We start from the raw sequence: 23490 nt of genomic DNA on the forward strand, positions 1-23490 counted from the left end.
AGAGCAATCTGCATTGGCGAACCTCTCAGACATTGCAGACGAGTTCGCCAGTCGTCCATGGCACCAGAACGTGTCTTGCCGCTGGGAAAGCGATTGCATCGTGCTTGAAGCTCAGAACGACTTTGACCCAGAGGGGAAAGCCCTCCTGGACGAGTTCTCGGACGCGATTTGCGCTTGCTTGCCCATTGAGTCAGCACCAATATCGTTTGCCGTAGAGTCAGTCCGTGAGGTTCCGGGCAGCAATGCCTAACAATTCATTCAAGCCGAACCCGCTTCGCGGGTCGGCTTAATTCAGCAACTGTCTTGAAGCGCTCGGTTCAAGCCAGTGCCAAGCTCTCGATCTGCAGCTCATCGCGCCGCCTGGCATTGATGATCCCAAGCAGCTTGCGCATGCACGCCACCAGCGCCACCTTGCCCAGCTTCCCGCGTGCCCGAAGCTGCCGATAGTGCGCCTTCATCATCGGCTCCCAGCGTACGGCCGATAGCGTGGCCATGTAGAGCGCAATGCGAACCGGTGCCCGCCCACCACGGATGCGCCGCTTGCCTTGGGCCTGTCCGCTGTCCCGGTTCATCGGGGCGACCCCGGTGAGCTTGGCGATCTGTCTGCGATCAAGGTGGCCCAGCTCCGGCAGCAACGCAAGGATGGTGGCCTGGAACACCGGTCCCAAGCCCTTGCTCGAGCGCAGCGCCGGCGTGGCGTGCTCGTGGATCAAGGCCTTCATCGTCTTCTCGATGGCTGTCAGTTCGTGGGCCAGCGCCGCGATGGTGCGTGCTGCCAGCTTGCGGACCGAAGGCGGCGCCATGGCCGCCTGCTGCTTCTGGGCCTGAAGCAGGACGACCACTTGGCCGCGGCGGCGCAGCCAGTCACGCAGCTCGCGCTGCCAGGGCGGCGGTGCGAGATGCGGGCGTAGGCGCTCGGCGAACAGCCGGGCCATGAGTGCCAGGATCCGGGCGTCGATGTCGTCGGTCTTGGCCAACTTGCCGGTGGCCCGAGCAAAGTCGCGGGCCTGGCGCGGGTTGACTCGTGCAATCCACAGGCCGGCATCGCAGCAGGTCTCAAGCAGCGGGTCCTCGTAGCCGCCGGTGGCTTCGACCACGATCCGTGTGGTTCCAAGTGCTGTCAGGCGCTTGACCAGCTTGCTGATGCCCGCGCGATTGTTGGCGAACCGGACCACGCCCGGCTGTCCGTCCACGGCCAGGTCCAGATGGGCCTTGCACACGTCGATCCCTGCTGCCGTCATCCCCGTTCTCCGCTACAGTTGAGTGGCCGAGAGCATCGCGCCCGAGGCCCACGCTTATCGGTTCGAGGGCAACCTCGATCAACTGTTCGGGCGCAGGGCGCGAGATCCGGCGTGCGGCCCCTGCTGAATTACGGTGGTGCTGACACCGAGGCGTTATCGGGCGCGCACGCCGGGCTCTCGGCTCTTAGGCTAGGGAAAACTCAAGACATAAGGCGTTAGGCCCCGTATGAAACATTTGGTCGTACTTGCCGCGCTCCTCGTCACATCAGCTCAGGCCAGCTCAGGTCCGGCGCTGCCCATTCAATCTGGGCAGCACACTTTCCAGCACAGGTTCTCGGAGCATCCGAGCATCCCAAGCATTCCGCTTATCGCCAAGATCAGCGGTGGTCGCATCGTCCTGGTCAACGAAACGCCATCTGACGTTTTTCCACAAGGCATCGTCGCTGAGGGCACCTTAATGTGGCACGCCGGCTCCAATCAATGGATCATTGGCCATAGCTCCGCAGACCAACAAGCCCAAGATGTCGGTGGTTGCAGCGATGGTCCCGAGGTAGTTGATCTTGAGCGGAAGGTCTATTGGACCTGCTGAATGGTCGGTCCGGGGGGTGAATTAACACCCCAAGTGCAACACGCCTGAGAGTTGCTGCATTCGCTCGATGGGTGCCTTGTAGGCATATCGTTTCCTCGGTCGTGTGTTGAGTTTATGCACGATCCGGTCGCACTCCGATTGGCACACTCGTGACAGGCTTTTGCCCTTGGGCAGGTACTGTCGCAGCAGCCCGTTGAAGTTCTCGTTGCTGCCGCGCTGCCATGGGCGGTGCAGGTAGGCGAAGTAGCAGCGTACGCCCGTGGACTGCTCAAGTTCCCGATAGCCCTGGGGCTTTTCGTCGCCCTCTTTCCGGCTTGGTCGGGATTTCCGGCGATTCGTCGCAAGCCGGTTGCCCGTCGCTCCTCGGCTCTGCACCCTGCTCGTCGTGCCGTTCGATCCGGCATCGCTAATGACGCCACAAGGAGACCTGGAATGAAGACGCTGATTGGAGTGATTGCCTGGTGCATCCTGTTCGTACTGTGCTGGCCACTGGCCTTGCTGGCCCTGCTGCTCTGGCCGATCGTCTGGCTGCTTGCGTTGCCGTTCCGCCTGGTGGGCATCACGTTCTCGGCCCTGTTTGCGCTCTTGCAGGCCATCCTGTTCCTGCCTGCGCGCCTGCTTGGCTGGCGACCCGCGCAGGCGCGCCACGCGGCGGCGGCCTGACGATTCGTCCACATCGAACGCCGTGCGTCGCGGTCGGCACCTCACCGCGACAGCCGAAGGAAGCCGGACCTATCCCACGCTGACGCGCGCGGCGTCGGGACAACGGCGCCCTATCAACCCGCTGCCATCGCCGCTTCGATCTCGTCGGCGTTGCGGGCCAGCGCGTCGGTCAGCACGCTGGGATCGCCATCGGTGACCAGCACGTCGTCTTCGGTGCGGATGCCGATCCCGCGCCACTTCGCGTCTACGGTCTCGTCGTCGTGGGACACGTACAGGCCCGGTTCGATGGTGAACACCATGCCCTGTTCCAGCAGGCGCGATTCGCCGTCGATGCGGTAGTCGCCCACGTCGTGCACGTCCAGGCCCAGCCAATGGCCGGTCTTGTGCCGGTAGAAACGGCGGTAGCTGCCGTCGGCGATGTTCTTCTCCAGCTTTCCCTTCAGCAGGCCCAGCTTCAGCAGGCCTTCGGTCAGGGTCTCCACCGCGGCGTTGTGGCCCGCCTCGTACGGCAGGCCCGGCCGCGCCTGGGCCAGCGCGGCCCGCTGCGCGGCGCCGACCAGATCGTGCAGGGCGCGTTGCGCCGGCGTGAAGCGGCCATTGACCGGGAAGGTACGGGTGATGTCCGCCGCGTAGCCGCGGAACTCGGCGCCCGCGTCGACCAGCACCAGGTCGCCGTCGCGCGCCTGCGCGTTGTTGGCGCGATAGTGCAGCACGCAGGCGTTGGCGCCCGCGCCGACGATGCTGCCGTAGGCCGGCCATGCGTCGTGCGCGCGGAACACCCGTTCCACGTCCGCCTGCAATTCGTATTCGTGGATGCCCGGCCTGGCCGCGCGCATCGCGGCCAGATGGGCCTGCACGCTGATGTCGGCGGCGCGGCGCATCAGCTTCAGCTCGTCCCTGGACTTGAACAGCCGCAGTTCGTGAAGCAGGTGGCCCAGTTCGAGGAATTCGTGCGGCGGTTCCGCGCCCTGCCGCACCTGCGCGCGCACGTGGCGCACCCAGCCGATCAGCTTGAGGTCGAAGTCGGCATCGCGGCCGAAGTGGTAGTAGACGCGCGACCGGCCTTCCAGCAGGCCGGGCAGGATCTCGTCCAGGTCGTCGATCGGGTAGGCGTCGTCCATGCCGTAGTCGCCGACCGCGCCTTCCTGTCCCGCCCGCGGGCCGTCCCAGGCTTCGCGTTCCGGGTCGCGCTCGCGGCAGAACAGCAGCGCCTCGCCGTGCTTGCGGCCCGGCACCAGCACCAGCACCGCTTCCGGTTCGGGGAATCCGCTGAGGTACCAGAAGTCGGAATCCTGCCGGTACGGGTAATGCGTGTCGTGGCTGCGGATGCGCTCGGGCGCGGCCGGCAGCACCAGGATGGCGTCGTCGCCGGCCATCCGCATCAATTGCTTGCGCCGGCGCGCGAATTCCGCCGCGCCGATGCCCGTCGCCGCCTTCATCAGTTCAGGCTCCGGCGATGCCGGGGCCCTAGCACGCAGTCGCCATGCAGCAGCAGTACGGCGACGCGGACGAACTCCTCCAGTTCGGCCAGGGCGTCCTCGTCTTCCTCGTCCTCGCTGCTCTCCGGCGTGGCCCTGGCCAGCCGCGCGAGATCCTGCAGGGCTTCCTGGCCCTCCTCGGACAGCGGCGCGTCGGCGCCGGCCGCCAGCCCGAACCCGCCCAGGAAACCGCGGCACCAGGCGAACAGGCCCTCGGCGCGCTCGTCCAGCGAACTGCCGCCGGTCGGCAGCAGCAGGTCGAAGGCGAAGCCGCGGTCCTCCAGCTGCGCCACGCTGGCCAGCCGCAGCTCGTCCAGCGGGCTGCCGGCGGCCGGTTCGGGCAGTTGGTCGTCGGCCAGCACGCGCGCCGGCCAGGCCGCCACGTTGGCGCCGCCGCCGGCCAGCCAGCCGCACAGTGCGCCATGCAGTTCCGCGGTGTCCACGGCCAGGCCAAGCTGGCGCGACGCCTGGGCGATATCGGCGAAATCGGGCAGTTCGGGCATATAGAAACGCAATCCGCCAGAGGATTCGGACAGGCCTGCCAGTGTAGCAACGAAAAGCGCACGCCCGGCTTGTTGTGCGTGCAATCGCATGCCTACACTCCACCAACGCCTTGGCTCGGGACGGCCAAAAAACCCCATGCACCACCCCTCTGTCGCTGCAATCCTGGCAACGGCTTCACCGCTGTCGTCCCGCCTGCCGCTCATGCTGCTGGCCGGCGCCGTGCTGCTGGCGGTGATCGCCATCGCCACGCGCCGCTGGTGGCAGGCCTGGCTGGAGGCGCAGCGACCGCCGCTGGAGCCGCCGCGCAGCGAATCGCTGCGCAGCCGCGACGAACGCCTGAAACTGGCGCTGTGGGCGTCCGGCGAACAGTTCTGGGACTACGACCTGGTGCAGCGCAAGCTGCACCGCATGCGCGCCGACGAGAACGCCGTGCAGTCGGCCGACATCACCGTGCTGACCCGCCATGGCGAAGTCCCCGCCATCCACGAGGAGGACCTGCCGCTGGTCATGGAACGCCTGCGCCTGCACCTGCAGGGCAAGGCGCCGCTGTTCATGTCCGAGCACCGCATGGACGTGCAGGGCAACGGCACCTGGGTCTGGGTGCGCGCGCGCGGCCGCGTGGTCGAGCGCGACGACGACGGCCGCCCGGTGCGCATCGCCGGCACCGCGCGCGACATCACCGTCAGCCGCAACGCCGAGCACGAGCACCGCATCGCCGGCGAAGTGATGCGCAGCATGAACGAGGCCGTGGCGGTGCTGGACTGGGCGCACCAGTTCGTCACCATCAACCCCGCCTTCACCCGCATCACCGGCTATGCCGAGGAAGAGATCATCGGCCAGCCGATGACCATGCTGGACAGCGACCAGCACGAAGAAGCGTTCTTCGAGCGGATGAACCGCGAACTGCGCCTGACCGGGCGCTGGTCCGGCGAGATCTGGAAGGTGCGCAAGGACGGCGAGGAGATCCTCTGCCGCATCGAGACCAACGTGGTGCCCGACGCCAGCGGCGAGCGCCCGCTGTACGTGCAGGTGCTGACCGACATCACCGAACAGAAGCGCGCCGAGCAGGAACTGCGCTACCTGGCCAACTACGACACCCTGACCAGCCTGCCCAACCGTTCGCTGCTGTCCGAGCGGCTGTCGCGCGCCATCGTGCGGGCTCGCCGCGAACACGGCCACGTGGCGGTGCTGTTCATCGACCTGGACCGCTTCAAGGACATCAACGACTCGCTGGGCCACGCCACCGGCGACCGCATCCTGCGCGCCGCCGCCGCGCGCGTGCAGCAGACCGTCGGCACCGAGCATACGGTCGCGCGGCTCAGCGGCGACGAGTTCACCGTGGTGCTGGAGGACATCGACGGCATGCGCGACGCCGAGGGCATCGCCCAGCGCATCATCCAGGCCTTCCGCACGCCGCTGAATTTCGGCGAGCGGCTGGAACTGGCGGTTTCGCCCTCCATCGGCATCAGCCTGTACCCGGAGCACGCGCAGGTGCCCACGGAACTGCTGAAGCACGCCGACACCGCGATGTACCAGGCCAAGGCGATGGGCCGGCACACCTACCAGGTGTATTCGGAGTCGATGGACGAGAAGAACCGCCACCGCGCCATCCTGGCCAGCGCGCTGCGCCGCGCCATCGACCGCAACGAACTGTCGCTGGTGTTCCAGCCGCGCCTGTCGATCTCGCGCCAGCGCGTCACCGGCGCCGAGGCGTTGCTGCGCTGGGACAGCAAGGAGTTCGGCATGGTCTCGCCGGCGCAGTTCATCCCGCTGGCCGAGGAGTCCGGGATGATCCTGGAACTGGGCGCCTGGGCGCTGCGCGAAGCCTGCCTGACCCTGCGCGAATGGCACGAGGCCGGGCTGGAGGAACTGTGCATGGCGGTCAACGTCTCCGCCACCCAGTTGCAGCGCGGCGACCTGCAGACCGTGGTGGCGCGCACGCTGGAGGAAACCGGCATCCCCGCCCACCGGCTGGAACTGGAGCTCACCGAAAGCGTCATCATGGCCAACCCCGAGCAGAACGCCGACACGCTGCGCGCCTGCCGCCGCCTGGGCATCTCGCTGGCCATCGACGACTTCGGCACCGGCTATTCCTCGCTGGCCTACCTGAAGCGGCTGCCGCTGACCACGCTGAAGATCGACCGCGAGTTCATCAGCGACCTGACCCACGACACCGACGACGAAGCCATCACCAGCACCATCATCACCATGGGCCAGTCGCTGGCGCTGAAGGTGGTGGCCGAGGGCGTGGAGACCTACGACCAGTACGAGTTCCTGCGCAACCACGGCTGCGACGAAGTGCAGGGGCACTGGGTCTCGCAGGCGCTCACCGCCGACCAGTGCCTGCGCTTCATCCGCGAGTACTACCCCGGCTCGGGCATCCGCGCGGCGTCCTGAGCCCGGCGCCTGTTCATGTTCCCGGACGGGTCCCTGTAGGAGCGACGTAAGTCGCGACTGGAGCAGCCCTGCGGCAGGACGCCACCCGCAGCCGGCGCCCGGTACAGCCCATCCGCCTTCTTTTCGGCGTGCGGTCGCGACTTACGTCGCTCCTACAGTACGCTTCGTCCCTTGACCGCCCGCCAAGCGCATGCCTATCGTGACCGCCATGGACAACGCCGAACTCCTCGACCAGCTCCGCAGCCTCAGCGCGCGCATCCAGGACCTGGCCGACCGCTGCCAGCGGCTGGCGGACGAGAACCGCAGCCTGCGCCACCAGCAGGAGCAACTGGTCGGCGAGCGTTCGCAACTGCTGGCCAAGAACGAGCAGGCGCGTTCGCGGGTGGAAGCCATGATCACCCGCCTGAAATCCCTGGAGCAGCACACGTGAGCGCCACCGAACCGGTCAACGTCCACCTGCTGGACCGCGAATACACCGTCGGCGTCGCCCCCGACGAACGCACCAGTCTGATCGCCGCCGCCAAGCTGCTGGACAGCCGCATGCGCGAGGTGCGCGGCAGCAACCGCATGGCCGCGGTGGACCGCGTCGCCGTGCTGGCCGCGCTCAACCTGGCACACGAATTGCAGCAACTGCGCGACGAACAGCACGCGCGCGACCGCGAAGTGGCGCGCACGCTGCAGGAACTGCACCGCAAGCTGGACAGCGTGCTCGGCGCGCCGTAAACGCAGCGTATTCCCGCTGCACACTGAACCTGCCGACGAACGGGCTAGGCAATTTTTCTTCAATCGCTATACTGATCCGGCGTCCTCTGCTGTTCTCGACAGCGAGCGCAAACATTCGCCTTGTCCCTTAATTACGACCACGGGAAGGTGACGGTTACCGGGAGTGCAAGTCTGCCTCGCAGCGGAAAGCCCGATGGTTGCCCAACCCTCCCACTTGAACCCCGGGTTCAAGGTCGTTTCGCGAGCATCGTGCATGGCGGAGGACGTATTTTTTTCCCGCGGCAGCGGCATCAGCCGCGGCCCAGCCGGTCCTGTCGCACCCACCCTTGGGCGGGATGACTTCGAAACGAAGCCGACGCACCGGGGACCCGATGCCTTGGGCCGCGACTGGCGCCGCTCCCGCGGTCCCACGCCGGCAATGGCCGGCGGCATGCCTTAAAATTCGCGGCATGCCCTCTTCCCTCCTTCCACGCCCATGACGGTCCTGCGCGATGCGCTGCGCCGCGAACTGCGTACGCGCCGCCGGGCCATTCCCGCCGCCGAGCGCATCGCCGCCGCGGACGCGCTGGCCGCGCGCCTGTTCGCGCTGCCGTTCTTTCCCGCCAGCGGCTACGTCGCCGGCTACTGGGCGATGGATGGCGAGATCGGCCTGCACAGCTGGCAGCTCCGGCTGCCGCCCGGACTGGTCTACTGCCTGCCGGTGCTGGCCGAGGACGAGACGCTGCGCTTCGCGCCGTGGCGTCCGGGCGACGAACTGGTGACCAACCGCTACGGCATTCCCGAACCCGACATCGATCCGCGTTCCGGCCTGTCCGCGCAGGAGCTGTCGCTGATCGCGGTGCCGCTGGTGGGGTTCGACCCGCGCGGCCACCGGCTGGGCATGGGCGGCGGCTGGTACGACCGCACGCTGGCCTTCCGCCACCGCCAGGCGCCGCCGCCGTACCTGGTCGGCGTCGGCTTCGACGCGCAACGCGTGGACGACGTGGACGCGCAGGCGTGGGACGTGGCGCTGGACGCGGTCTGCACGGCGCAGGCCACGCTGATTCCCTCGCACCCCCTGCCGGAAACCCGCGAATGACCGCACGCAAGCGCTATTGGCTGATGAAGTCCGAACCGGACGCCTTCTCCATCGACGACCTGGAGAAAGTCGGCGTGGAACCGTGGAACGGCGTGCGCAACTACCAGGCGCGCAACTTCATGCGCAGCATGCAGGTCGGCGATGGCGTGCTGTTCTACCACTCCAACTGCAAGGAGCCGGGCGTCGTCGGCACCGCCGCCGTGGCCAGCGCGGCCTACCCGGACGAGACGCAGTTCAATCGCAAGTCGGACTACTACGACCCCAAGAGCACCCGCGAGGAACCGCGCTGGTCGCTGGTGGACGTGAAGTTCGACCGCAAGCTCGCGCGCACCATCACGCTGGAGGAAATCAAGCGGCATACCGACGCCCTGGGCGAAGGTTTCGCGCTGACCCAGCGCGGCAGCCGCCTCTCGGTGATGCCGGTGACGGCGGCGCAGTGGAAGCTGCTGCTTTCCCTCGAATGATCCGCACGCCCCCTGTAGGAGCGGCTTCAGCCGCGACCGGGGGGCTGAGGTCAGGGATCAGGGGCCGGGGGCCAGGGAAAAGCCAAAGCGACAGCTCACCGCTTTTCCCTGGTCCCTGGTCTCTGGTCCCCAGTCTCTGGCCTCCAACTCCCGGTCGCGGCTGAAGCCGCTCCTACATGAACCCCATCCCTTACCAAGACTCTTGAACCCATGAGCGAAGCGAAACGCCTGGCCGGCGAAAAAGCCATCGAATACGTCGAGGACGGCATGATCGTCGGCGTCGGCACCGGGTCCACCGTGGCCTATTTCATCGACGCGCTGGCGACGATCAAGCACCGCATCAAGGGCACGGTGTCCAGTTCCGAGCAGAGCACCGCGCGGCTGAAGCAGCACGGCATCGAGGTGCTGGACCTCAACCACACCGGCACGCTGTCGCTGTACGTGGACGGCGCAGACGAATGCGACCCGCGCAAGCATCTCATCAAGGGCGGCGGCGCGGCGCTGACGCGCGAGAAGATCATCGCCGAGGCCAGCAAGCGCTTCGTCTGCATCATCGACCCGTCCAAGCAGGTGCCGGTGCTGGGCAGGTTCCCGCTGCCGGTGGAAGTGATCCCGATGGCGCGCAGCCTGGTGGCGCGCGAGATCCTGGCGATGACCGGCGGCCAGCCGGTGTGGCGCGACGGCGTGACCACCGACAACGGCAACGTCGTCCTGGACATCCACAACCTGTCGATCACCGACCCGGTGGCGTTGGAGCGCGAAATCAACCAGATCCCCGGCGTGGTCAGCGTGGGCCTGTTCGCCCGCCGCCCGGCGGACGTGGTCATCATCGGTGGCGAGCCGCCGAAGGTTCTGTAGACGACGCATGGCGGCGCGATGGCAGGATGCCGGCCCGGAATAGACAGATCCACGGCGGAAACCCGCCATTCATGAATTTCATACAGAAATCTGTATGATCTGAGCCGCCATGAAGACCACGCTCGACATCAACGATGCGCTGCTCGCCGATGCCAAGGCGCAGGCGGCGCGCCAGCGCATCACTCTGACGCGCCTGATCGAGGAGGGGCTTCGCCTGCGCCTGCGCGCACCGTCCTCTCCCCGGCGACGGGTGAAGATTCCGGTCTTCGATGGCGGCAGCGGTCTCGCACCCGGCCTGGATGGGCTGAGCAATCAAGCGCTGCGGGATGCGGCCGACGATGACGCCTGACGTCAACGTCCTGCTCGCCGCCTCGCGCCGCGATCATCCCCATCACACCGTTGCGCTTGCATGGCTGGAACAGGCGGTGGCCGCAACGGAAAGTGCACCCCTGATGCTGCAACCCATGGTGGTGGCCAGCTTCCTGCGGTTGGCGACCCATCCGAAAATCTTCCCGACGCCGACACCGATCGACCGGGCGCTGGCCTTCATCGAAGCCCTGCTCGCCGCACCCGGAGTGGGCATGGGCGTACTGGACGGAGAATGGCAACCCTTGTCACAGTTGTGCAGGGACAGGGACCTGCGCGCCAACGACCTGCCCGACGCTTGGCTGGCCGCGGCCGTCATCCAGCAGGGCGAACATCTGGTCAGCTTCGACGGCGACTTCAAGCGGCTGCTGCCGCGCACGCGGTTCACTCGCCTGGCGCCCTGACGTTCCGCGCACCCCGTTCGCCTGTCTCGCCCTGTAGGAGCGCCCTCGGGCGCGATGCTTTTTTTGATGCCAAGATACAAGAGCATCGCGCCCGAGGGCGCTGCTACGCGCCTTCCGACAACACCTTGACCAGTTCGGCCACCAGCTCGCGCTTCTTCGCCGGCAGCGCCAGGAAGGTCTCGATCATCTGGCGCTCGCGGCTGCCCACGCCCGTCGGCCACGGCAGGCGCGACTCGGACACGCGCGACTTGGACGATGCTCCGAACCGCAGCGCATGCGGTTCGACGCCGAACAGATCCGCCAGCACCTGCAGCTTGTCCTGCGCCGGCATGGCGTGCCCGCCCAGCCAGCGCGATGTGGTCTGGAAACTGACCGAGCGGCCGCGGTACTTCGCATTGAACAGCCGGAACAGGACCGCCGGGCGCGGCTCGTAGCCCGCCTGCCGCATCGACTGCGCCAACCGCTGCGAGAATTTTTCGCGCTCATCGCTCATGCGGGAAAGTTAAGCGCGCGCGCTGTCACTTAACTCACATTTATAGTTAATTGACACTAACTTTTTGAGTTCATATAGTCGAAACACGGAATGTCGCGCGGGAATGTCACACGCGCGATGCCGTTCGCCGGACCGCCTGGCCGAGTCGCTCCATCTCTCGGGCCAGCACGCACGGACGCCAAGGAGAGTGCTCATGTCGTTACCCCATGTCGTCGAGGAGTCGGAGGAATCCGCGCCGGAAAACGGGCGCATCCTCGCCGCGCCGCATCCGCTGGACGATTCGCCCAGTTCGCTGGATCGGTTGCTGCACCTGCTGCAAGGCACGACGGCGAACAGCCTGGCCGATCCCGGCATCACCGTGCTGTCGCCATCGCAACTGGACCAACTCACACTCAGCGCCCGCCGGCAGGCCGAACACTGCCAGGACGGCATCCTGCTGGTGCTGGACCTGCTGCAGGGCATGCTGGACAACGGCGCGATGCCGGACGCCGCCACCATGCGGCGCCTGGTGCGGCAACTGCACGACCAGTTCCACGACCAGCAGCGCTGGCATTCCCTGGCCGACAACGCGGCCTACTACCGCGACCACACGCAGGTGGCCGAGCGCATCGCCGCCTGCTTCCGCGCGCCCCACGGCTGACCGGCCCGCGCGGCCGCCTCCGCCGACCGACCGCCCGTTCCGGCAAGTGCCTGATCCGGCGGGTATCTCCCGGGTTGAGACGCGCCGGCGCGATACTGCCTGCCCATCGGAATCCCGCCGGCCGCCATGACGCTGCGCTGCCTGTTCGTCGATTTCAATTCGTTCTTCGCCTCGGTCGAGCAGCAGGACCGGCCGGCGCTGCGCGGCAAGCCGGTCGGCGTGGTGCCGGTGGTCGCGGCCACCACCTGCTGCATCGCCGCCAGCACGGAGGCCAAGGACCACGGCATCGGCACCGGCACGCCGGTGTGGGAAGCGATGGAGAAATATCCCGGCATCGCGCTGGTCGAAGCGCGGCCGGCGCGCTACGTGGAAGTGCACCACCGCTTGATGGACGCGATCCAGGACTGCATCCCGCACGGCAAGGCCGAATCCATCGACGAGGTGCCGTGCTGGCTGATCGGCCGCGAACGCGACCCCGCGAACGCCATCGCCATCGCCCACCGCATCAAGCGGCGCATCGCCGACGAGTTCGACTGGATCCGCTGCTCGATCGGCATCGCGCCCAACAAGTTCCTGGCCAAGACCGCCTCGGACATGCGGAAGCCGGACGGACTGACCCTGCTGGAGGCGCACGACCTGCCGCACAAACTGCATGCGCTGGGGCTGCGCGACCTGTGCGGCATCGGCCCGTCGATGGAACGGCGCCTGCGCGCCGCCGGCATCCGCACCGTCGAGCAGCTCTGCGGCACCACCCGCGACCACTTGCGCGCGGCCTGGGGCAGCGTGGAGGGCGAACGCTTCTGGATGCAGCTGCGCGGGCACGACCTGCCGGACCGCGTCACCCAGCGCGGCTCGGTCGGCCATTCGCACGTGCTGGGGCCGGAACTGCGCAGCTTCGAAGGCGCGCGTTCGGTGCTGTTCAAGCTGCTGGCCAAGGCGGCGATGCGGCTGCGCAAGGACGGCTTCCTGGCCACCGGCATGGCGATCCGCATCCGCTTCGTCGGGCTGGAGCACCGCTTCGAGCGCGACCTGGGCTTCGCGCCCATCGACGACACGCCCACCTTCCTGCACCTGCTGGGCGAGCAGTTGCGGGCACTGGAACAGGCCATCGAACGGAAACGCTGGCATCCGCGCCGCCACCCGCCGCTGTCGGTGGCGGTGACCCTGCTGGGGCTGGAACAGGCCGGCGACGTCACCGCCGAGCTGATCGAGCGGCGCCGGCGCGACCGCGACATGAGCCACGTGGTGGACCGCATCAACCAGAAGTACGGCAACAACGCGATCTACTTCGGCGCCATGCAGCACGCGCTGAAGCACGACGCCGCGCCGATGCGCATCCCGTTCGCGCAGATCCCGGAAACCGCGCGCGAGGAAGACATCGGCACGCGCGACAAGGCCGCCGACGAGCTGTACCTGAAACGCGAACGCCAGTACAAGGCGCTGGCCGAAACCGCCCATCGCGAGGCACAGAAGCGCCGTGCCCGCCAGGCCTCCGCGCCCGCCGAGCCCTTCAAGGCCGGCGCCGGCGGCTGGGCCGCGGGCCGCGGGCGCGACGAGACATCCGCCACCGAGATCGGCCGGACCCTGCCGCTGTTCTGAGCGCGGCGACCAGCCGATACACTAGGCGGCGTCTCCCTCGATGGAATCCGCCATGCCCGCTTTCCGCCTGCCCCTGCTCGCCCTGGCCCTGCTGCTGAGCGGGTGCGCCAATGCCGGCAACCCCTGGGTGGAGATCGGCGGCGAGCGGTTCAGCGTGGAGATCGCCGACGACGATGCCGAGCGCGCGCGCGGGCTGATGTTCCGCGACCGCCTGGCCGATGGCACCGGCATGCTGTTCATCCACGACCGCGAGGAGCCGCAGGCGTACTGGATGAAGAACACCCGCATCCCGCTGGACATCCTGTACTTCGACGACGACCGCAAGCTGGTGTCGCAGCGGCGCGACACCCCGCCCTGCTCCGGCGGCAACGCCTGCCCGTCCTACCCCAGCGGCCGGCCCGCCCGCTACGTGCTGGAACTGAACGCCGGCGAGGCGGCGCGGCTCGAGCTGCAGGACGGCGCCGAACTCCGGTTCGGCAAAGGCATCCCACCCGTCCGCTGAGACTTGATTGTCGCGGCGATTGGTCGCACTCTCCCGACATGGGGGATCGACTGACATTGCCGGATTGGAATGCGTTGGCTGCCTTGGCCGACGACACCGTGCCGCTGCTGGAAACCTCGTTGCTGATCGCGCGCGACGAGTACCCCGATCTCGACCCCGACCTGTACGACACGCTGGCACAGAGCTACGCCGAACACCTGCGCCACGAGATCGACGCCATCGAGGCGTGGCCGCTGAAGATGGCGGCGATCAACCGCCACCTGTTCGAGGAGCTGGGCTACACCGGCAACCACGACGAGTACTACGACCCGCGCAACAGCTACATGAACCAGGTGTTCGAACGCCGCCTGGGCAATCCGGTGTCGCTGGCGATGGTGCAGATGGAAGTCGCGCGGCGGCTGGGCGTGCCGCTGGACGGCGTCTCCTTCCCCGGTCATTTCCTGGTCCGCCTGCCGGTGGACGACGGCCTGCTGGTGATGGACCCGTTCAACGGCGGCCGCCCGCTGGGCGTGGACGAACTGCGCGAACGCGCCAAGCCGCACCTGGGCGGCGACATCCCCGACGACAACGCGCTGCTGCACATCCTCAACCCCGCCTCGCACCGCGCCATCCTGGTGCGCACCCTGCGCAACCTGCACGGCGTGTACGCCGAGCGCGAGGAATGGGACCGCGCCGCGCGCAGCGCCGACCGCGTGCTGAAGCTCTCGCCCGACCAGCCCGAGGCCCTGCGCGACCGCGGGCTGGCCTACCTGCAGATGGACTACCAGTCCGGCGCCCGCCACGACCTGGCCCGCTACCTGCACCTGGCGCCGGAAGCCAACGATGCCACCGCCGTGCGCGAGCAGCTGGTCGAGATCAGCGCCTCGCGCACGTCGCGGATGCATTGAGCAGGGTGCGCCCTGGCGCACCGCTTCTGTGGACCCGCGCGCATGCGCCGTCCATGCCCGGCCCCTCTGGTTCCACTCCACTGCGCCGACGCGGTGTGCCTTGCACCGGTCATGGTGCGCCAGGGCGCACCCTACGCCGCTGTTGTGGGAGCGACGTGAGTCGCGACAGAAAAAGACCACGAACCGGAGGGTCACGGCAGAAGGAAAAAGTCCGCCAAAGGCCGGCTCATCGTTCTTGCGGGCAAGTCACTGTCCTGGCAGGGCGGGGTGATCGTGTCGCGACTCACGTCGCTCCCACAGTCCGACCGGGCTTACGCGTCGAATTCCACCATCTCGAAATCGTCCTTGGTCACGCCGCAGTCCGGGCAGGTCCAGGTGTCGGGGATGTCTTCCCAGCGCGTGCCGGGGGCGATGCCCTCTTCCGGCAGCCCTTCCGCCTCGTCGTAGATGAAGCCGCAGACCACGCACATCCAGGTGCGGTAGATGGTGGCGGTGGCATCGGTCATCGGATAATGGGCGTTCGAGGGGGCATCCATTGTCCCACTCCCGCCCCCGCACCGGAAGTTTGCCGATGAATCCCGTCCCGCCGTCCATCGGCGCCCCGCGTGGCCTGTACCTGATCACCCCCGACGAACCCGACACCGCCCGCCTGCTGGCGCGCGTGGCGCCCTTGCTGTCGGCCGGCGCGACCTGGCTGCAGTACCGGCAGAAGACCGCGGGCGACGCACTGCGCCACCAACAGGCCGCCGCGCTGCAGGCGTTGTGCGCGGAAGCGGGCGTGCCGTTGATCGTCAACGACGACGTCGCGCTGGCGCAGGCCGTGGGCGCGGCCGGCGTGCACCTGGGCGAGGACGATGGCGACATCGCCGCCGCGCGCGCGCTGCTGGGCCCGCAGGCCATCGTCGGCGCGTCGTGCTACGACGAACTGGCGCGCGCGCAGCGGGCGGTGGCCGCCGGCGCCAGCTACGTGGCGTTCGGCGCCTTCTTCCCGACCCAGAGCAAGCTCACCACGCGTCGCGCCTCGCCGGCGCTGCTGGCGCAGGCCGCGGCGCTGGGCGTGCCGCGGGTGGCGATAGGGGGCATAACCCCGGACAATATGGGGCCTCTGGTCGCGGCCGGCGCCGACCTGATGGCGGTGATCGGCGGCGTGTTCGATGCGCCGGACCCGGCGGCGGCGGTGCGGGCCTATCGCCGCGGCTTCGACCTGGACTCCCTGTAGGAGGGGCTTCAGCCCCGACCGCCTTCGCTGCCAAAAGCGGTCGGGGCTGAAGCCCCTCCTGCAACAGCCGGCCAGCCGCGAGCCCTTCCCGGCATCCAGAAAAAAGCATCGCGCCCATGGGGCGCTCCTACAGGAATTGCAATGAACCACGAAAAGTCCCACGCCCTGTTCGCCCGCGCCCGGACGCTGCTGCCCGGCGGCGTCAACTCACCGGTGCGCGCGTTCAAGTCGGTGGGCGGCGAACCGTTCTTCGTGCAGCGCGCCGATGGCGCCTACCTGCACGACGTGGACGGCAACCGCTACATCGACTACGTGGGTTCGTGGGGGCCGATGATCGCCGGCCACAACCATCCGGCGGTGCGTAACGCGGTGCAGACCGCCATCCAGGACGGCCTGTCGTACGGCGCACCCTGCCCGGCCGAGGTGACGATGGCCGAGACCATCACCCGGCTGGTGCCGTCCTGCGAGATGGTGCGCATGGTCAACTCCGGCACCGAGGCCACGCTGTCGGCGATCCGCCTCGCGCGCGGCGCCACCGGCCGCAACCGCATCGTCAAGTTCGAGGGCTGCTACCACGGCCACGGCGATTCGTTCCTGGTCAAGGCCGGCAGCGGCATGCTGACGCTGGGCGTGCCGACTTCGCCGGGCGTGCCGGCCGGGCTGAGCGAGCTGACCGCGACGCTGAGCTACAACGATTTCGAGGGCGCGACGAAGCTGTTCGACGAGATCGGCGGCGAGATCGCCTGCCTGATCATCGAACCGGTGGTGGGCAACGCCAACTGCCTGCCGCCGCGCGACGGCTACCTGCAGCACCTGCGCGACCTGTGCACGAAGCACGGCGCGCTGCTGATCTTCGACGAGGTGATGACCGGCTTCCGCGTGGCGCTGGGCGGCGCGCAGGCGCACTACGGCATCACGCCCGACCTGACCACCTTCGGCAAGATCATCGGCGGCGGCATGCCGGTGGGCGCCTACGGCGGCCGCCGCGACCTGATGCAGCAGATCGCGCCGGCCGGTCCGATCTACCAGGCCGGCACGCTGAGCGGCAACCCGGTGGCGATGGCCGCCGGACTGGCGATGCTGGAACTGATCCAGGCGCCGGGCTTCCACGACCGGCTCGCCGCCGCCACGGCGAAGCTCTGCGAAGGCATGGAAGCCGCCGCGCGCGAGGCCGGCGTGCCGCTGACCACCACCCGCGTGGGCGCGATGTTCGGCCTGTTCTTCACCGACCAGCAAGTGGATACCTACGCGCAGGCCGTGGCCTGCGACACCGCGGCGTTCAACCGCTTCTTCCACGCGATGCTGGAGCGCGGCGTGTACCTGGCTCCGTCGGCGTTCGAGGCCGGTTTCATGTCCAGCGCGCACGACGACGCTGTCATCGACGCCACGCTGGCCGCCGCGCGCGAGGCGTTCAAGGTGGTGGCGGCCGGATGACGCCGCCGCGCATCCGCCGGGTGCTGTTCGATTTCGATGGCGTGCTGGCGCATTACCGGCACGAACTGCGCATCGGCCATCTGGCGCGCCACGCGGAGGCCGGACACGAGCAAGTGCGCGAGGTGCTGTTCGCCTCCGGGCTGGAAACCGAATACGACGGCGGCCTGATCGATACCGACACCTACCTGGGCCGGCTGAGCGAGGGCCTGGGCGCGGCGATCGACAGCGAGACGTGGATCGGTTCGCGGATGGCCGGCAGCCTTGCGGACGACGATGTGCTGCGGCATGTCCAGTCGCTCGACGACGGGCTGGAACTGGGCGTGCTGACCAACAACGGCCTGCTGATGACGCAGGCGATTCCGCGCATCGTCGCGCCGGTGTTCCCGCGACTGGACGGCCGCGTGCTGTGCAGTGGCGGCCTGAAGGTGCGCAAGCCGGACACGGCGGTCTACGCGCGCGCGTTGGACCGGCTGGGCTGGGATGCCGCCGGCACGCTGTTCGTCGATGACGTCTTCGCCAACGTGCAGGGCGCACGCGCCGCCGGCCTGCATGCCGAGACCGTCACCGATGCGCGCTCGCTGGGCAAGGTGCTGAAGCGCTACGGGCTGGCCTGATCCCTGTAGGAGCGACGTAAGTCGCGACCGCACGGCTTGAAGGCCCGAGAACCAGTTGCTCATCACCCTGCCGCACGGCGGCGCGTTCATTCCTGGGACACTCCCGGTGTCTTGTGGCGCAGTCGCGACTGACGTCGCTCCCACAGTGCTTGATCGTCCCTGGTGGGGTGACGCGGGCCGGTCCTGCGCGGCCGACGGCCATGCATCGTGAGCTACCACGGATTGATGAGGACAAACGCGGATAAAGCCTTCGCTTCATCCATGCGATCCGTGTCGATCCGTGGCTGAAGCTTTTTTATGGCTTCCGGTCGCGGTTGAAGCCGCTCCTACAGGGGCGGCGGGTTCCAGAGTATGCCGCGGTCGATGTCGGCCAGCGTGCGGCAGCCGGTCAGCGCCATCGCCATTTCCAGTTCCGCGCGCAGCAGGTGCAGCACGTGCGCCACGCCGACCGCACCGGCGCTGGCCAGCGCGTGCACGTACGGGCGGCCCACCAGCACGGCGTCGGCGCCCAGTGCCAGCGCCTTCAGCACGTCGGTACCGCGGCGGATGCCGCCGTCCAGCAGCACCGGGATGCGGCCATCGACCGCCCGCACGACCGCGGGCAGGGCGTCGATCGTCGCCGGCAGCGTGTCCAGGGTGCGGCCGCCGTGGTTGGAAACGATCACGCCCGCCGCGCCGGCCTCGACCGCCGCCGCCGCATCGTCGGCCGACATCACTCCCTTCAGCACGATCGGCAGCGAAGTGGTCGAACGCAGCCAGGCCACGTCGCGCCAGGTCGGCGCGTGGTCCAGCAGCGCCGTCCCGAACAGGGGGCTGCCGCCGGCCGTGGCGGTCTGCGGGGGCACGTGCAGGCCGCGCAGGTTGGCCGCTTCCACGCCCGCCGGCAGCGCGAAGCCCGCGCGCTGCTCGCGGTTGCGCGCACCGTTCACCGGCGCGTCCACGGTGACCACCAGCGCGCGGTAGCCGGCGGCCTCGGCGCGCTTCGCCAGTTCGGCGGTGAAGTCGCGGTCCGGTTGCAGGTACAACTGGAACCACAGCCGGGTCTGCGCTGCCTGCGCGATCTCTTCCAGGGTGATGCCGGACTGGGTGCTGACCACCATGCCGGCCTTCATCGCCGAGGCGCCCACCACGGCGGCCAGCTCGCCGTCGCGGTGCGCCAGCGTCTGGAACGCCACCGGCGCCAGCAGGATGGGGTAATCGAACTCTTCGCCCAGCAGCGACAGCCGGGTATCCCCGCCGACCACCTCGCGCAGCACGCGGCCTTGCAGCTTCAGGCGCTGGAAGGCCTCCACGTTGTCGCGCAGGGTCAGTTCGTCGGCCGCGCCGCCGCTGAAATACGCCCAGGCGGCGGGCGACATGCGTTCGCGCGCATAGGTCTCGTAATCGGCCACCGCCGCGATCTGCGGCGGGATCTGGGCCAGCGGCGGCAGCGGCGTCATGTCTGCGACCAGCGCCGCAGCAGGTTGTGGTACACGCCGGTCAGGCGCGACAGCTCCGGGCTGTCGGGCACCTGCTGCGTGAGCGCCTGGATGGCGTCGTCCAGCTCCAGCAGCAGGCTGCGCTGGCTGTCCTCGCGCACCAGGCTCTGGGTCCAGAAGAACGCGGCGTAGCGCGTGCCGCGCGTCACCGGCGTCACCCGGTGCAGGCTGGTGCCCGGATACAGCACCAGGTGCCCGGCGGGCAGCTTGACCCGATGCTCGCCGTAGGTGTCCTGCACGATCAGTTCGCCGCCGTCGTATTCGTCCGGGTCGCTGAAGAACAGGGTGGAGGACACGTCGCTGCGGATGCGGTGCGGCGTGCCCGGCACGCTGAAGACGGCGTTGTCCACGTGGTTGCCGTATTCGCCGCCGCCCTCGTAGCGGTTGAAGCGCGGCGGCACCACCTTCAGCGGCAGCGCCGCCGCCAGGTAGCGCGGCGTCCGCCCCAGCACGTCAAGGATCAGGTCGCCGATGCGGGCGGCCACCGGGCTGTCGGCCGGCAGTTGCAGGTTGCGCTTGGCCTTGATCGCCAGGTGCCCGGCGGTGGCGCGGCCGTCGGTCCAGTCGGCCTGTTCCAGCGCCTGGCGGCATTGCCGGACCTGTTGCGGGTCCAGCACGTCGGGGATGGTCAGCATCATGGATCGGAAGGCCTTGGCATCGTCGCATCGGGGCGGCAGCCGCCAAGCCTACTGGCTGGCGGGGTGCCTGCGGTACCCGCCCGTGCACGCCCGGCCGCCGTAGACTTGCTCAAATTCTGGCAATGATAATCATTATCGATTACATTAACAGCCGCAGTATCCCACCGCCCGGATTCCCGACATGGCGCCACACCTCCCTTGCCCTGGCCTCGCCCGGGCCGGATCGCTCGCGATCTGGCGGCGGATCGGCGTGTCCATGGCGGGCGCGCTGGCGGTATGCCTGATGCTGCTGGCGGGAATGCCGGCCGACACCTCGCCGACGGCGATCGGGTACAGCGAATCCAGCACCCGCGACACGCCCCAGTCCCCCGCCCGCAACGGGCTGCCGGACGAAGCCAAGCTGCGCCGGCTGGTGCGCATGCCGACCGCGCCCAAGGCCGACATCCTCCGCACGGCCGCATCGGTCGTGCGCGCATCCGATGTCGCGGCGCTCCCGCCGCATCGCCTCGGTTCGCCGCGCTTCGCCGCCCGCCCGCCTTCCGACCCGCCGCGGCAAACGCAACGCAGCCGCGCACCGCCGCACCGCTTCGCCGGCTGATTCACGCCCGTCCTCCCGGCGCGCGGCCCGAGCCGCACGCCGCCGCGAAACCGGATCTTCCCGCTCTCCCAGGCAAGCCGCCGCACGCGCCGCAGCACCCGGCCGCGCACGGCTCTCCCGCCTCCTATCGATTTCCAACACCTCTATGGGGAACACCATGACATCTCGCACCCTCCACGCCACCGCGCGCGCCGCCCAACTCCGCCGCCGGCCGCTGGCCGCCGCCCTGCTGGTCGCTGTCGCCATGCCGGCTGCTGCCGAAGTCGCCGCCGACGCCCAGGCCGACAAGACCCCGACCTTCGATCCGGTGGAAGTGGTCGGCGAAGCGGTAGAGAAGGCTTCCTCGCCGAAGTTCACCGCGCCGCTGCTGGACACCCCGCAGACGATCTCGGTGGTCCCCGCCGACGTGTTCAACGCGCAGGGCGCGCAGAACCTGACCGACGTGCTGCGCAACACCCCCGGCATCAGCTTCAGCGCCGGCGAGAACGGCTTCGCCACGAACAACAACAACTTCAGCCTGCGCGGCTTCGACACCAGCGGCAGCATCTTCATCGACGGCGTGCGCGACTCGGGCAACTACGCCCGCGACGTGTTCAACATCGAGCAGGTGGAAGTGGCGAAGGGGCCGGCCGCCGACAACGGCCGCGGCGGCCTGGGCGGCTACGTCAACCTGGTCACCAAGGCCCCGCAGTTGGGCTACTTCGCGCGGGGCACCGCCAGCTTCGGCGCCGACGCCACCGACGCCGACGGCCGCGTGCGCACCACCATCGACCTGAACAACCAGATCGGCGAAACCAGCGCGCTGCGCCTGAACCTGCTGGCCAAGACCGGTGGCGTCGCCGGCCGCGAGCACGTCGAGAGCGACGCCTTCGGCATCGCGCCGTCGCTGGCCTTCGGCCTGGGTACCGACACCCGCCTCACCCTCGCCGCGCAGTACGTGAGCCAGAGCGGCCGGCCCGACTGGGGTGTGCCGGGCGCGATGGTCGAGGGCACCGTCAACTACAACGCCGACGCCGCGCGTGCGGACACGGACAATTTCTACGGCCTGAAGTCGGACTACGACGACAACACCACCACATCGATCAGCGCGCGCATCGAGCACGACTTCTCGCCGGCGGTATCGATCAGCAACCTGACCCGCTGGACGGAAACCAGCCGCGACGCCGGCTACACCGTGCCCACCGGCTACACGCCGGCCACGCAACTGGTGGGCACCCAAACCCAGTTCTTCAGCCGCGAGAACACCGGCTTCGCCAACCTGACCAACCTCAGCGCCCGCTTCGGCACCGGCGCATTGAGCCACACGCTGTCCGCCGGCCTGGAGTTCACCCGCGAGGAGAGCGAGAGCGACCGCTTCCCCACCATCACCCAGCCCGCCACCAGCGTGCTCGACCCCGACTACCTGCGGGCGGTGCAAGGCAAGATCGCGCCGGTGCAGACCAGCCGGGTGAAGATCGACACCGTCGCCGCCTACGTCTACGACACCGTCGAGTTCAACGAGCACTGGCAGCTGACCGGCGGCCTGCGCGCGGAGCGCTACGAGGTGGAGATCGCCAGCAGGAACGCTGACGACAGCCCGCAGGGCCCGGACGGCTACGAGGTCGGCGAGACCACCCTGGGCGGCAAGCTGGGCCTGGTGTTCAAGCCCACCGAGAACGGCAGCCTGTACGCCTCGGTCAACATCGCCACGCTGCCGCCGGGCAACTACCTGTCCAACCCGGACATCTCGCGCGAAGGCGTCAACACTTTCCCCGGGCTGGTCGGCCAGAATAACGAGGCGGCCAAGCCGCAGCGCGCGGTCAGCCACGAGATCGGCGTGAAGTGGGACTTCTTCGACGACCGCCTGAGCACCAGCGCGGCGCTGTTCAATACCCAGCGCCGCGGCGTGGCGATCACCGGCAAGGAGCCGGGCGTGGCCAGCAGTCCGGAAGTGCTGCGCGGCTACGGCAAGCAGATCGTGCGCGGCGTCGAACTGAGCGCGGTCGGCCGGATCACCGACGCCTGGACGGTGTTCGCCGGCGCCGTGTTCCTGGACAGCGAGCGCGAACTGGGCGAATACCTCGACGCCGCCCGCTGCACCGCCGCCCCGACCGACTACGTCGCCGGCGCCACGGTCGCCGACTGCGCCGCCATCGTCGCCGGGTCCGGCGGCGTGGACGGCGACGAACTGGCGTTCACCCCGAAGCGCTCGGCCAACCTGTGGACGACCTACGCCTTCGGCAACGGCTTCACGATCGGCGGTGGCGTGCAGCACGTCGGCGACTCCTGGGCCGGCCGCCCGGACGATGCCGACCGCCTGATCCCCAATGGCCGCTGGGGCAAGCTGCCCGGCTACACCGTCGGCAACCTGATGGCGTCGTACCAGTTCAACGAGAAGTTCGCGCTGCGCCTGAACATCGACAACGTCACCGACGAGACCTACGCCACGTCGGCGAACTGGGCGATGAGTCGCGCCTTCCTCGGCCCGGCGCGTTCGTACCTGCTCAGCGCCGACTTCCGGTTCTGGTGAGTCCCCGGGTCGCCGTTGCTCTCTCCGACGCGCGCCCCACCCGTCCCGGATGCCCAGGCATCCGGGGTTCTTTTTTGCCGCTTCAAGGCGGATGCCACCGTGCGGGATGCGCCC

26 protein-coding genes, 1 other RNA gene and 1 pseudogene are annotated in these 23490 nt (G+C 68.7%); 20 read left to right on the forward strand and 8 right to left on the reverse strand.

All coding sequences use genetic code 11. The annotated features are described in order from the left end of the window. Window positions 1-317: 317 nt before the first annotated feature. A complete protein-coding gene (locus AAD027_RS17060; protein WP_341727236.1) occupies window positions 318-1241 on the reverse strand; it encodes an IS110 family RNA-guided transposase in 924 nt (307 codons plus the stop codon). 226 nt (window positions 1242-1467) lie between these two features. Between AAD027_RS17060 and AAD027_RS17065 the strand changes: the two genes are divergently transcribed. After that, the gene (locus AAD027_RS17065; protein WP_341727237.1) at window positions 1468-1830 is read left to right on the forward strand and encodes a hypothetical protein; all 363 of its coding nucleotides are present in this window, start codon (window positions 1468-1470) and stop codon (window positions 1828-1830) included. Window positions 1831-1851: 21 nt separating this feature from the next. Here AAD027_RS17065 and AAD027_RS17070 read toward each other — a convergent pair. Continuing rightward, window positions 1852-2115, reverse strand: a pseudogene (locus tag AAD027_RS17070) (IS30 family transposase); the annotation flags it as partial. A 147-nt stretch (window positions 2116-2262) separates the two neighbouring features. On the opposite strand from AAD027_RS17070, the gene AAD027_RS17075 reads away from it, so the two are divergent. Further along, a complete protein-coding gene (locus AAD027_RS17075) occupies window positions 2263-2493 on the forward strand; it encodes a hypothetical protein (protein ID WP_341727239.1) in 231 nt (76 codons plus the stop codon). 113 nt (window positions 2494-2606) lie between these two features. Here AAD027_RS17075 and AAD027_RS17080 read toward each other — a convergent pair whose 3' ends face one another. Continuing rightward, complete coding sequence (locus AAD027_RS17080) at window positions 2607-3932, reverse strand: aminopeptidase P N-terminal domain-containing protein (RefSeq protein WP_341727240.1); 1326 nt, start codon at window positions 3930-3932, stop codon at window positions 2607-2609. Beyond that, complete coding sequence (locus tag AAD027_RS17085; protein ID WP_341727241.1) at window positions 3932-4474, reverse strand: UPF0149 family protein; 543 nt, start codon at window positions 4472-4474, stop codon at window positions 3932-3934. The genes AAD027_RS17080 and AAD027_RS17085 overlap by 1 nt, the downstream gene beginning before the upstream one ends. 136 nt (window positions 4475-4610) lie before the next feature. Here AAD027_RS17085 and AAD027_RS17090 point away from each other — a divergent pair, with 136 nt between their 5' ends. The 9 genes from AAD027_RS17090 (at window position 4611) to AAD027_RS17130 (ending at window position 10765) form a co-directional block, all read left to right on the forward strand. Continuing rightward, window positions 4611-6872: a putative bifunctional diguanylate cyclase/phosphodiesterase gene (locus AAD027_RS17090; RefSeq protein ID WP_341727242.1), complete on the forward strand. Its 2262-nt coding sequence runs from the start codon at window positions 4611-4613 to the stop codon at window positions 6870-6872. Window positions 6873-7080: 208 nt separating this feature from the next. Next, on the forward strand, window positions 7081-7302 hold the full coding sequence (locus tag AAD027_RS17095) for a TIGR02449 family protein (protein ID WP_267793510.1): 222 nt from the start codon (window positions 7081-7083) through the stop codon (window positions 7300-7302). Then, complete coding sequence (locus AAD027_RS17100; protein WP_341727243.1) at window positions 7299-7595, forward strand: cell division protein ZapA; 297 nt, start codon at window positions 7299-7301, stop codon at window positions 7593-7595. The genes AAD027_RS17095 and AAD027_RS17100 overlap by 4 nt, the downstream gene beginning before the upstream one ends. A gap of 80 nt (window positions 7596-7675) precedes the next feature. Continuing rightward, a non-coding RNA gene (ssrS, locus tag AAD027_RS17105) (6S RNA) lies at window positions 7676-7862 on the forward strand. Between the two features lie 208 nt (window positions 7863-8070). Beyond that, the gene (locus AAD027_RS17110; protein ID WP_341727244.1) at window positions 8071-8673 is read left to right on the forward strand and encodes a 5-formyltetrahydrofolate cyclo-ligase; all 603 of its coding nucleotides are present in this window, start codon (window positions 8071-8073) and stop codon (window positions 8671-8673) included. Further along, on the forward strand, window positions 8670-9137 hold the full coding sequence (locus AAD027_RS17115) for an EVE domain-containing protein (protein ID WP_341727245.1): 468 nt from the start codon (window positions 8670-8672) through the stop codon (window positions 9135-9137). Before AAD027_RS17110 ends, AAD027_RS17115 begins: the two co-directional genes overlap by 4 nt. A 210-nt stretch (window positions 9138-9347) precedes the next feature. Next, the gene (rpiA, locus tag AAD027_RS17120; RefSeq protein ID WP_341727246.1) at window positions 9348-9995 is read left to right on the forward strand and encodes a ribose-5-phosphate isomerase RpiA; all 648 of its coding nucleotides are present in this window, start codon (window positions 9348-9350) and stop codon (window positions 9993-9995) included. A gap of 109 nt (window positions 9996-10104) precedes the next feature. Next, complete coding sequence (locus AAD027_RS17125; RefSeq protein WP_341727247.1) at window positions 10105-10344, forward strand: DUF2191 domain-containing protein; 240 nt, start codon at window positions 10105-10107, stop codon at window positions 10342-10344. Continuing rightward, a complete protein-coding gene (locus tag AAD027_RS17130; RefSeq protein WP_341727248.1) occupies window positions 10334-10765 on the forward strand; it encodes a TA system VapC family ribonuclease toxin in 432 nt (143 codons plus the stop codon). The genes AAD027_RS17125 and AAD027_RS17130 overlap by 11 nt, the downstream gene beginning before the upstream one ends. Before the next feature lie 103 nt (window positions 10766-10868). On the opposite strand, the gene AAD027_RS17135 is transcribed toward AAD027_RS17130, so the two are convergent. Further along, window positions 10869-11258 carry a hypothetical protein gene (locus tag AAD027_RS17135; protein WP_341727249.1) on the reverse strand — a complete coding sequence of 130 codons (390 nt, stop codon included), beginning with the start codon at window positions 11256-11258 and terminating at the stop codon, window positions 10869-10871. A 193-nt stretch (window positions 11259-11451) separates the two neighbouring features. Between AAD027_RS17135 and AAD027_RS17140 the strand changes: the two genes are divergently transcribed. The 4 genes from AAD027_RS17140 (at window position 11452) to AAD027_RS17155 (ending at window position 14886) form a co-directional block, all read left to right on the forward strand. Then, the gene (locus AAD027_RS17140; protein WP_341727250.1) at window positions 11452-11898 is read left to right on the forward strand and encodes a hypothetical protein; all 447 of its coding nucleotides are present in this window, start codon (window positions 11452-11454) and stop codon (window positions 11896-11898) included. Window positions 11899-12024: 126 nt separating this feature from the next. Beyond that, window positions 12025-13497, forward strand: a complete 1473-nt coding sequence (locus tag AAD027_RS17145) for a DNA polymerase Y family protein (protein WP_341727251.1) — start codon at window positions 12025-12027, stop codon at window positions 13495-13497. A 52-nt stretch (window positions 13498-13549) separates the two neighbouring features. Further along, on the forward strand, window positions 13550-13999 hold the full coding sequence (locus tag AAD027_RS17150) for a DUF192 domain-containing protein (protein ID WP_341727252.1): 450 nt from the start codon (window positions 13550-13552) through the stop codon (window positions 13997-13999). Between the two features lie 38 nt (window positions 14000-14037). Then, window positions 14038-14886: a SirB1 family protein gene (locus AAD027_RS17155; RefSeq protein ID WP_341727253.1), complete on the forward strand. Its 849-nt coding sequence runs from the start codon at window positions 14038-14040 to the stop codon at window positions 14884-14886. Between the two features lie 311 nt (window positions 14887-15197). Here AAD027_RS17155 and AAD027_RS17160 read toward each other — a convergent pair whose 3' ends face one another. Continuing rightward, a complete protein-coding gene (locus tag AAD027_RS17160) occupies window positions 15198-15392 on the reverse strand; it encodes a rubredoxin (RefSeq protein ID WP_341727272.1) in 195 nt (64 codons plus the stop codon). 65 nt (window positions 15393-15457) lie between these two features. Between AAD027_RS17160 and thiE the strand changes: the two genes are divergently transcribed. From thiE to AAD027_RS17175, 3 genes are all read left to right on the forward strand, one after another. Then, entirely contained in the window at window positions 15458-16105 is a 648-nt protein-coding gene (gene thiE, locus AAD027_RS17165) for a thiamine phosphate synthase (protein ID WP_341727254.1), read from the forward strand. A 141-nt stretch (window positions 16106-16246) separates the two neighbouring features. Next, a complete protein-coding gene (gene hemL, locus AAD027_RS17170; RefSeq protein ID WP_341727255.1) occupies window positions 16247-17539 on the forward strand; it encodes a glutamate-1-semialdehyde 2,1-aminomutase in 1293 nt (430 codons plus the stop codon). Continuing rightward, window positions 17536-18153 (forward strand): HAD-IA family hydrolase, encoded by a 618-nt coding sequence (locus tag AAD027_RS17175; protein ID WP_341727256.1) that lies wholly within the window; start codon window positions 17536-17538, stop codon window positions 18151-18153. The genes hemL and AAD027_RS17175 overlap by 4 nt, the downstream gene beginning before the upstream one ends. A 326-nt stretch (window positions 18154-18479) precedes the next feature. On the opposite strand, the gene AAD027_RS17180 is transcribed toward AAD027_RS17175, so the two are convergent. Continuing rightward, the gene (locus AAD027_RS17180; RefSeq protein ID WP_341727257.1) at window positions 18480-19592 is read right to left on the reverse strand and encodes an alpha-hydroxy acid oxidase; all 1113 of its coding nucleotides are present in this window, start codon (window positions 19590-19592) and stop codon (window positions 18480-18482) included. Then, entirely contained in the window at window positions 19589-20269 is a 681-nt protein-coding gene (locus tag AAD027_RS17185) for a Fe2+-dependent dioxygenase (RefSeq protein ID WP_341727258.1), read from the reverse strand. Before AAD027_RS17185 ends, AAD027_RS17180 begins: the two co-directional genes overlap by 4 nt. A gap of 181 nt (window positions 20270-20450) precedes the next feature. Here AAD027_RS17185 and AAD027_RS17190 point away from each other — a divergent pair, with 181 nt between their 5' ends. Both AAD027_RS17190 and AAD027_RS17195 read left to right on the forward strand, forming a co-directional pair. Beyond that, complete coding sequence (locus tag AAD027_RS17190; protein WP_341727259.1) at window positions 20451-20867, forward strand: hypothetical protein; 417 nt, start codon at window positions 20451-20453, stop codon at window positions 20865-20867. A gap of 157 nt (window positions 20868-21024) precedes the next feature. Beyond that, a complete protein-coding gene (locus AAD027_RS17195; RefSeq protein ID WP_341727260.1) occupies window positions 21025-23376 on the forward strand; it encodes a TonB-dependent receptor in 2352 nt (783 codons plus the stop codon). Window positions 23377-23490 lie beyond the last annotated feature (114 nt).

Source organism: Pseudoxanthomonas putridarboris (assembly GCF_038321125.1).
Lineage (GTDB): Bacteria > Pseudomonadota > Gammaproteobacteria > Xanthomonadales > Xanthomonadaceae > Pseudoxanthomonas_A > Pseudoxanthomonas_A putridarboris.

Bases quoted from the DNA above. Each gene is read 5' to 3' on its own strand.
- AAD027_RS17085 (WP_341727241.1), bottom strand. From the start codon at position 4,474: ATGCCCGAACTGCCCGATTTCGCCGATATCGCCCAGGCGTCGCGCCAG.
- AAD027_RS17160 (WP_341727272.1), bottom strand. From the start codon at position 15,392: ATGACCGATGCCACCGCCACCATCTACCGCACCTGGATGTGCGTGGTC.
- rpiA (WP_341727246.1), top strand. From the start codon at position 9,348: ATGAGCGAAGCGAAACGCCTGGCCGGCGAAAAAGCCATCGAATACGTC.
- AAD027_RS17110 (WP_341727244.1), top strand. From the start codon at position 8,071: ATGACGGTCCTGCGCGATGCGCTGCGCCGCGAACTGCGTACGCGCCGC.
- AAD027_RS17095 (WP_267793510.1), top strand. From the start codon at position 7,081: ATGGACAACGCCGAACTCCTCGACCAGCTCCGCAGCCTCAGCGCGCGC.
- AAD027_RS17190 (WP_341727259.1), top strand. From the start codon at position 20,451: ATGGCGCCACACCTCCCTTGCCCTGGCCTCGCCCGGGCCGGATCGCTC.
- AAD027_RS17145 (WP_341727251.1), top strand. From the start codon at position 12,025: ATGACGCTGCGCTGCCTGTTCGTCGATTTCAATTCGTTCTTCGCCTCG.
- AAD027_RS17125 (WP_341727247.1), top strand. From the start codon at position 10,105: ATGAAGACCACGCTCGACATCAACGATGCGCTGCTCGCCGATGCCAAG.
- thiE (WP_341727254.1), top strand. From the start codon at position 15,458: ATGAATCCCGTCCCGCCGTCCATCGGCGCCCCGCGTGGCCTGTACCTG.
- AAD027_RS17140 (WP_341727250.1), top strand. From the start codon at position 11,452: ATGTCGTTACCCCATGTCGTCGAGGAGTCGGAGGAATCCGCGCCGGAA.
- AAD027_RS17115 (WP_341727245.1), top strand. From the start codon at position 8,670: ATGACCGCACGCAAGCGCTATTGGCTGATGAAGTCCGAACCGGACGCC.
- AAD027_RS17175 (WP_341727256.1), top strand. From the start codon at position 17,536: ATGACGCCGCCGCGCATCCGCCGGGTGCTGTTCGATTTCGATGGCGTG.
- AAD027_RS17195 (WP_341727260.1), top strand. From the start codon at position 21,025: ATGACATCTCGCACCCTCCACGCCACCGCGCGCGCCGCCCAACTCCGC.
- AAD027_RS17075 (WP_341727239.1), top strand. From the start codon at position 2,263: ATGAAGACGCTGATTGGAGTGATTGCCTGGTGCATCCTGTTCGTACTG.
- AAD027_RS17065 (WP_341727237.1), top strand. From the start codon at position 1,468: ATGAAACATTTGGTCGTACTTGCCGCGCTCCTCGTCACATCAGCTCAG.
- hemL (WP_341727255.1), top strand. From the start codon at position 16,247: ATGAACCACGAAAAGTCCCACGCCCTGTTCGCCCGCGCCCGGACGCTG.
- AAD027_RS17180 (WP_341727257.1), bottom strand. From the start codon at position 19,592: ATGACGCCGCTGCCGCCGCTGGCCCAGATCCCGCCGCAGATCGCGGCG.
- AAD027_RS17130 (WP_341727248.1), top strand. From the start codon at position 10,334: ATGACGCCTGACGTCAACGTCCTGCTCGCCGCCTCGCGCCGCGATCAT.
- AAD027_RS17150 (WP_341727252.1), top strand. From the start codon at position 13,550: ATGCCCGCTTTCCGCCTGCCCCTGCTCGCCCTGGCCCTGCTGCTGAGC.
- AAD027_RS17080 (WP_341727240.1), bottom strand. From the start codon at position 3,932: ATGAAGGCGGCGACGGGCATCGGCGCGGCGGAATTCGCGCGCCGGCGC.
- AAD027_RS17090 (WP_341727242.1), top strand. From the start codon at position 4,611: ATGCACCACCCCTCTGTCGCTGCAATCCTGGCAACGGCTTCACCGCTG.
- AAD027_RS17135 (WP_341727249.1), bottom strand. From the start codon at position 11,258: ATGAGCGATGAGCGCGAAAAATTCTCGCAGCGGTTGGCGCAGTCGATG.
- AAD027_RS17060 (WP_341727236.1), bottom strand. From the start codon at position 1,241: ATGACGGCAGCAGGGATCGACGTGTGCAAGGCCCATCTGGACCTGGCC.
- AAD027_RS17185 (WP_341727258.1), bottom strand. From the start codon at position 20,269: ATGATGCTGACCATCCCCGACGTGCTGGACCCGCAACAGGTCCGGCAA.
- AAD027_RS17155 (WP_341727253.1), top strand. From the start codon at position 14,038: ATGGGGGATCGACTGACATTGCCGGATTGGAATGCGTTGGCTGCCTTG.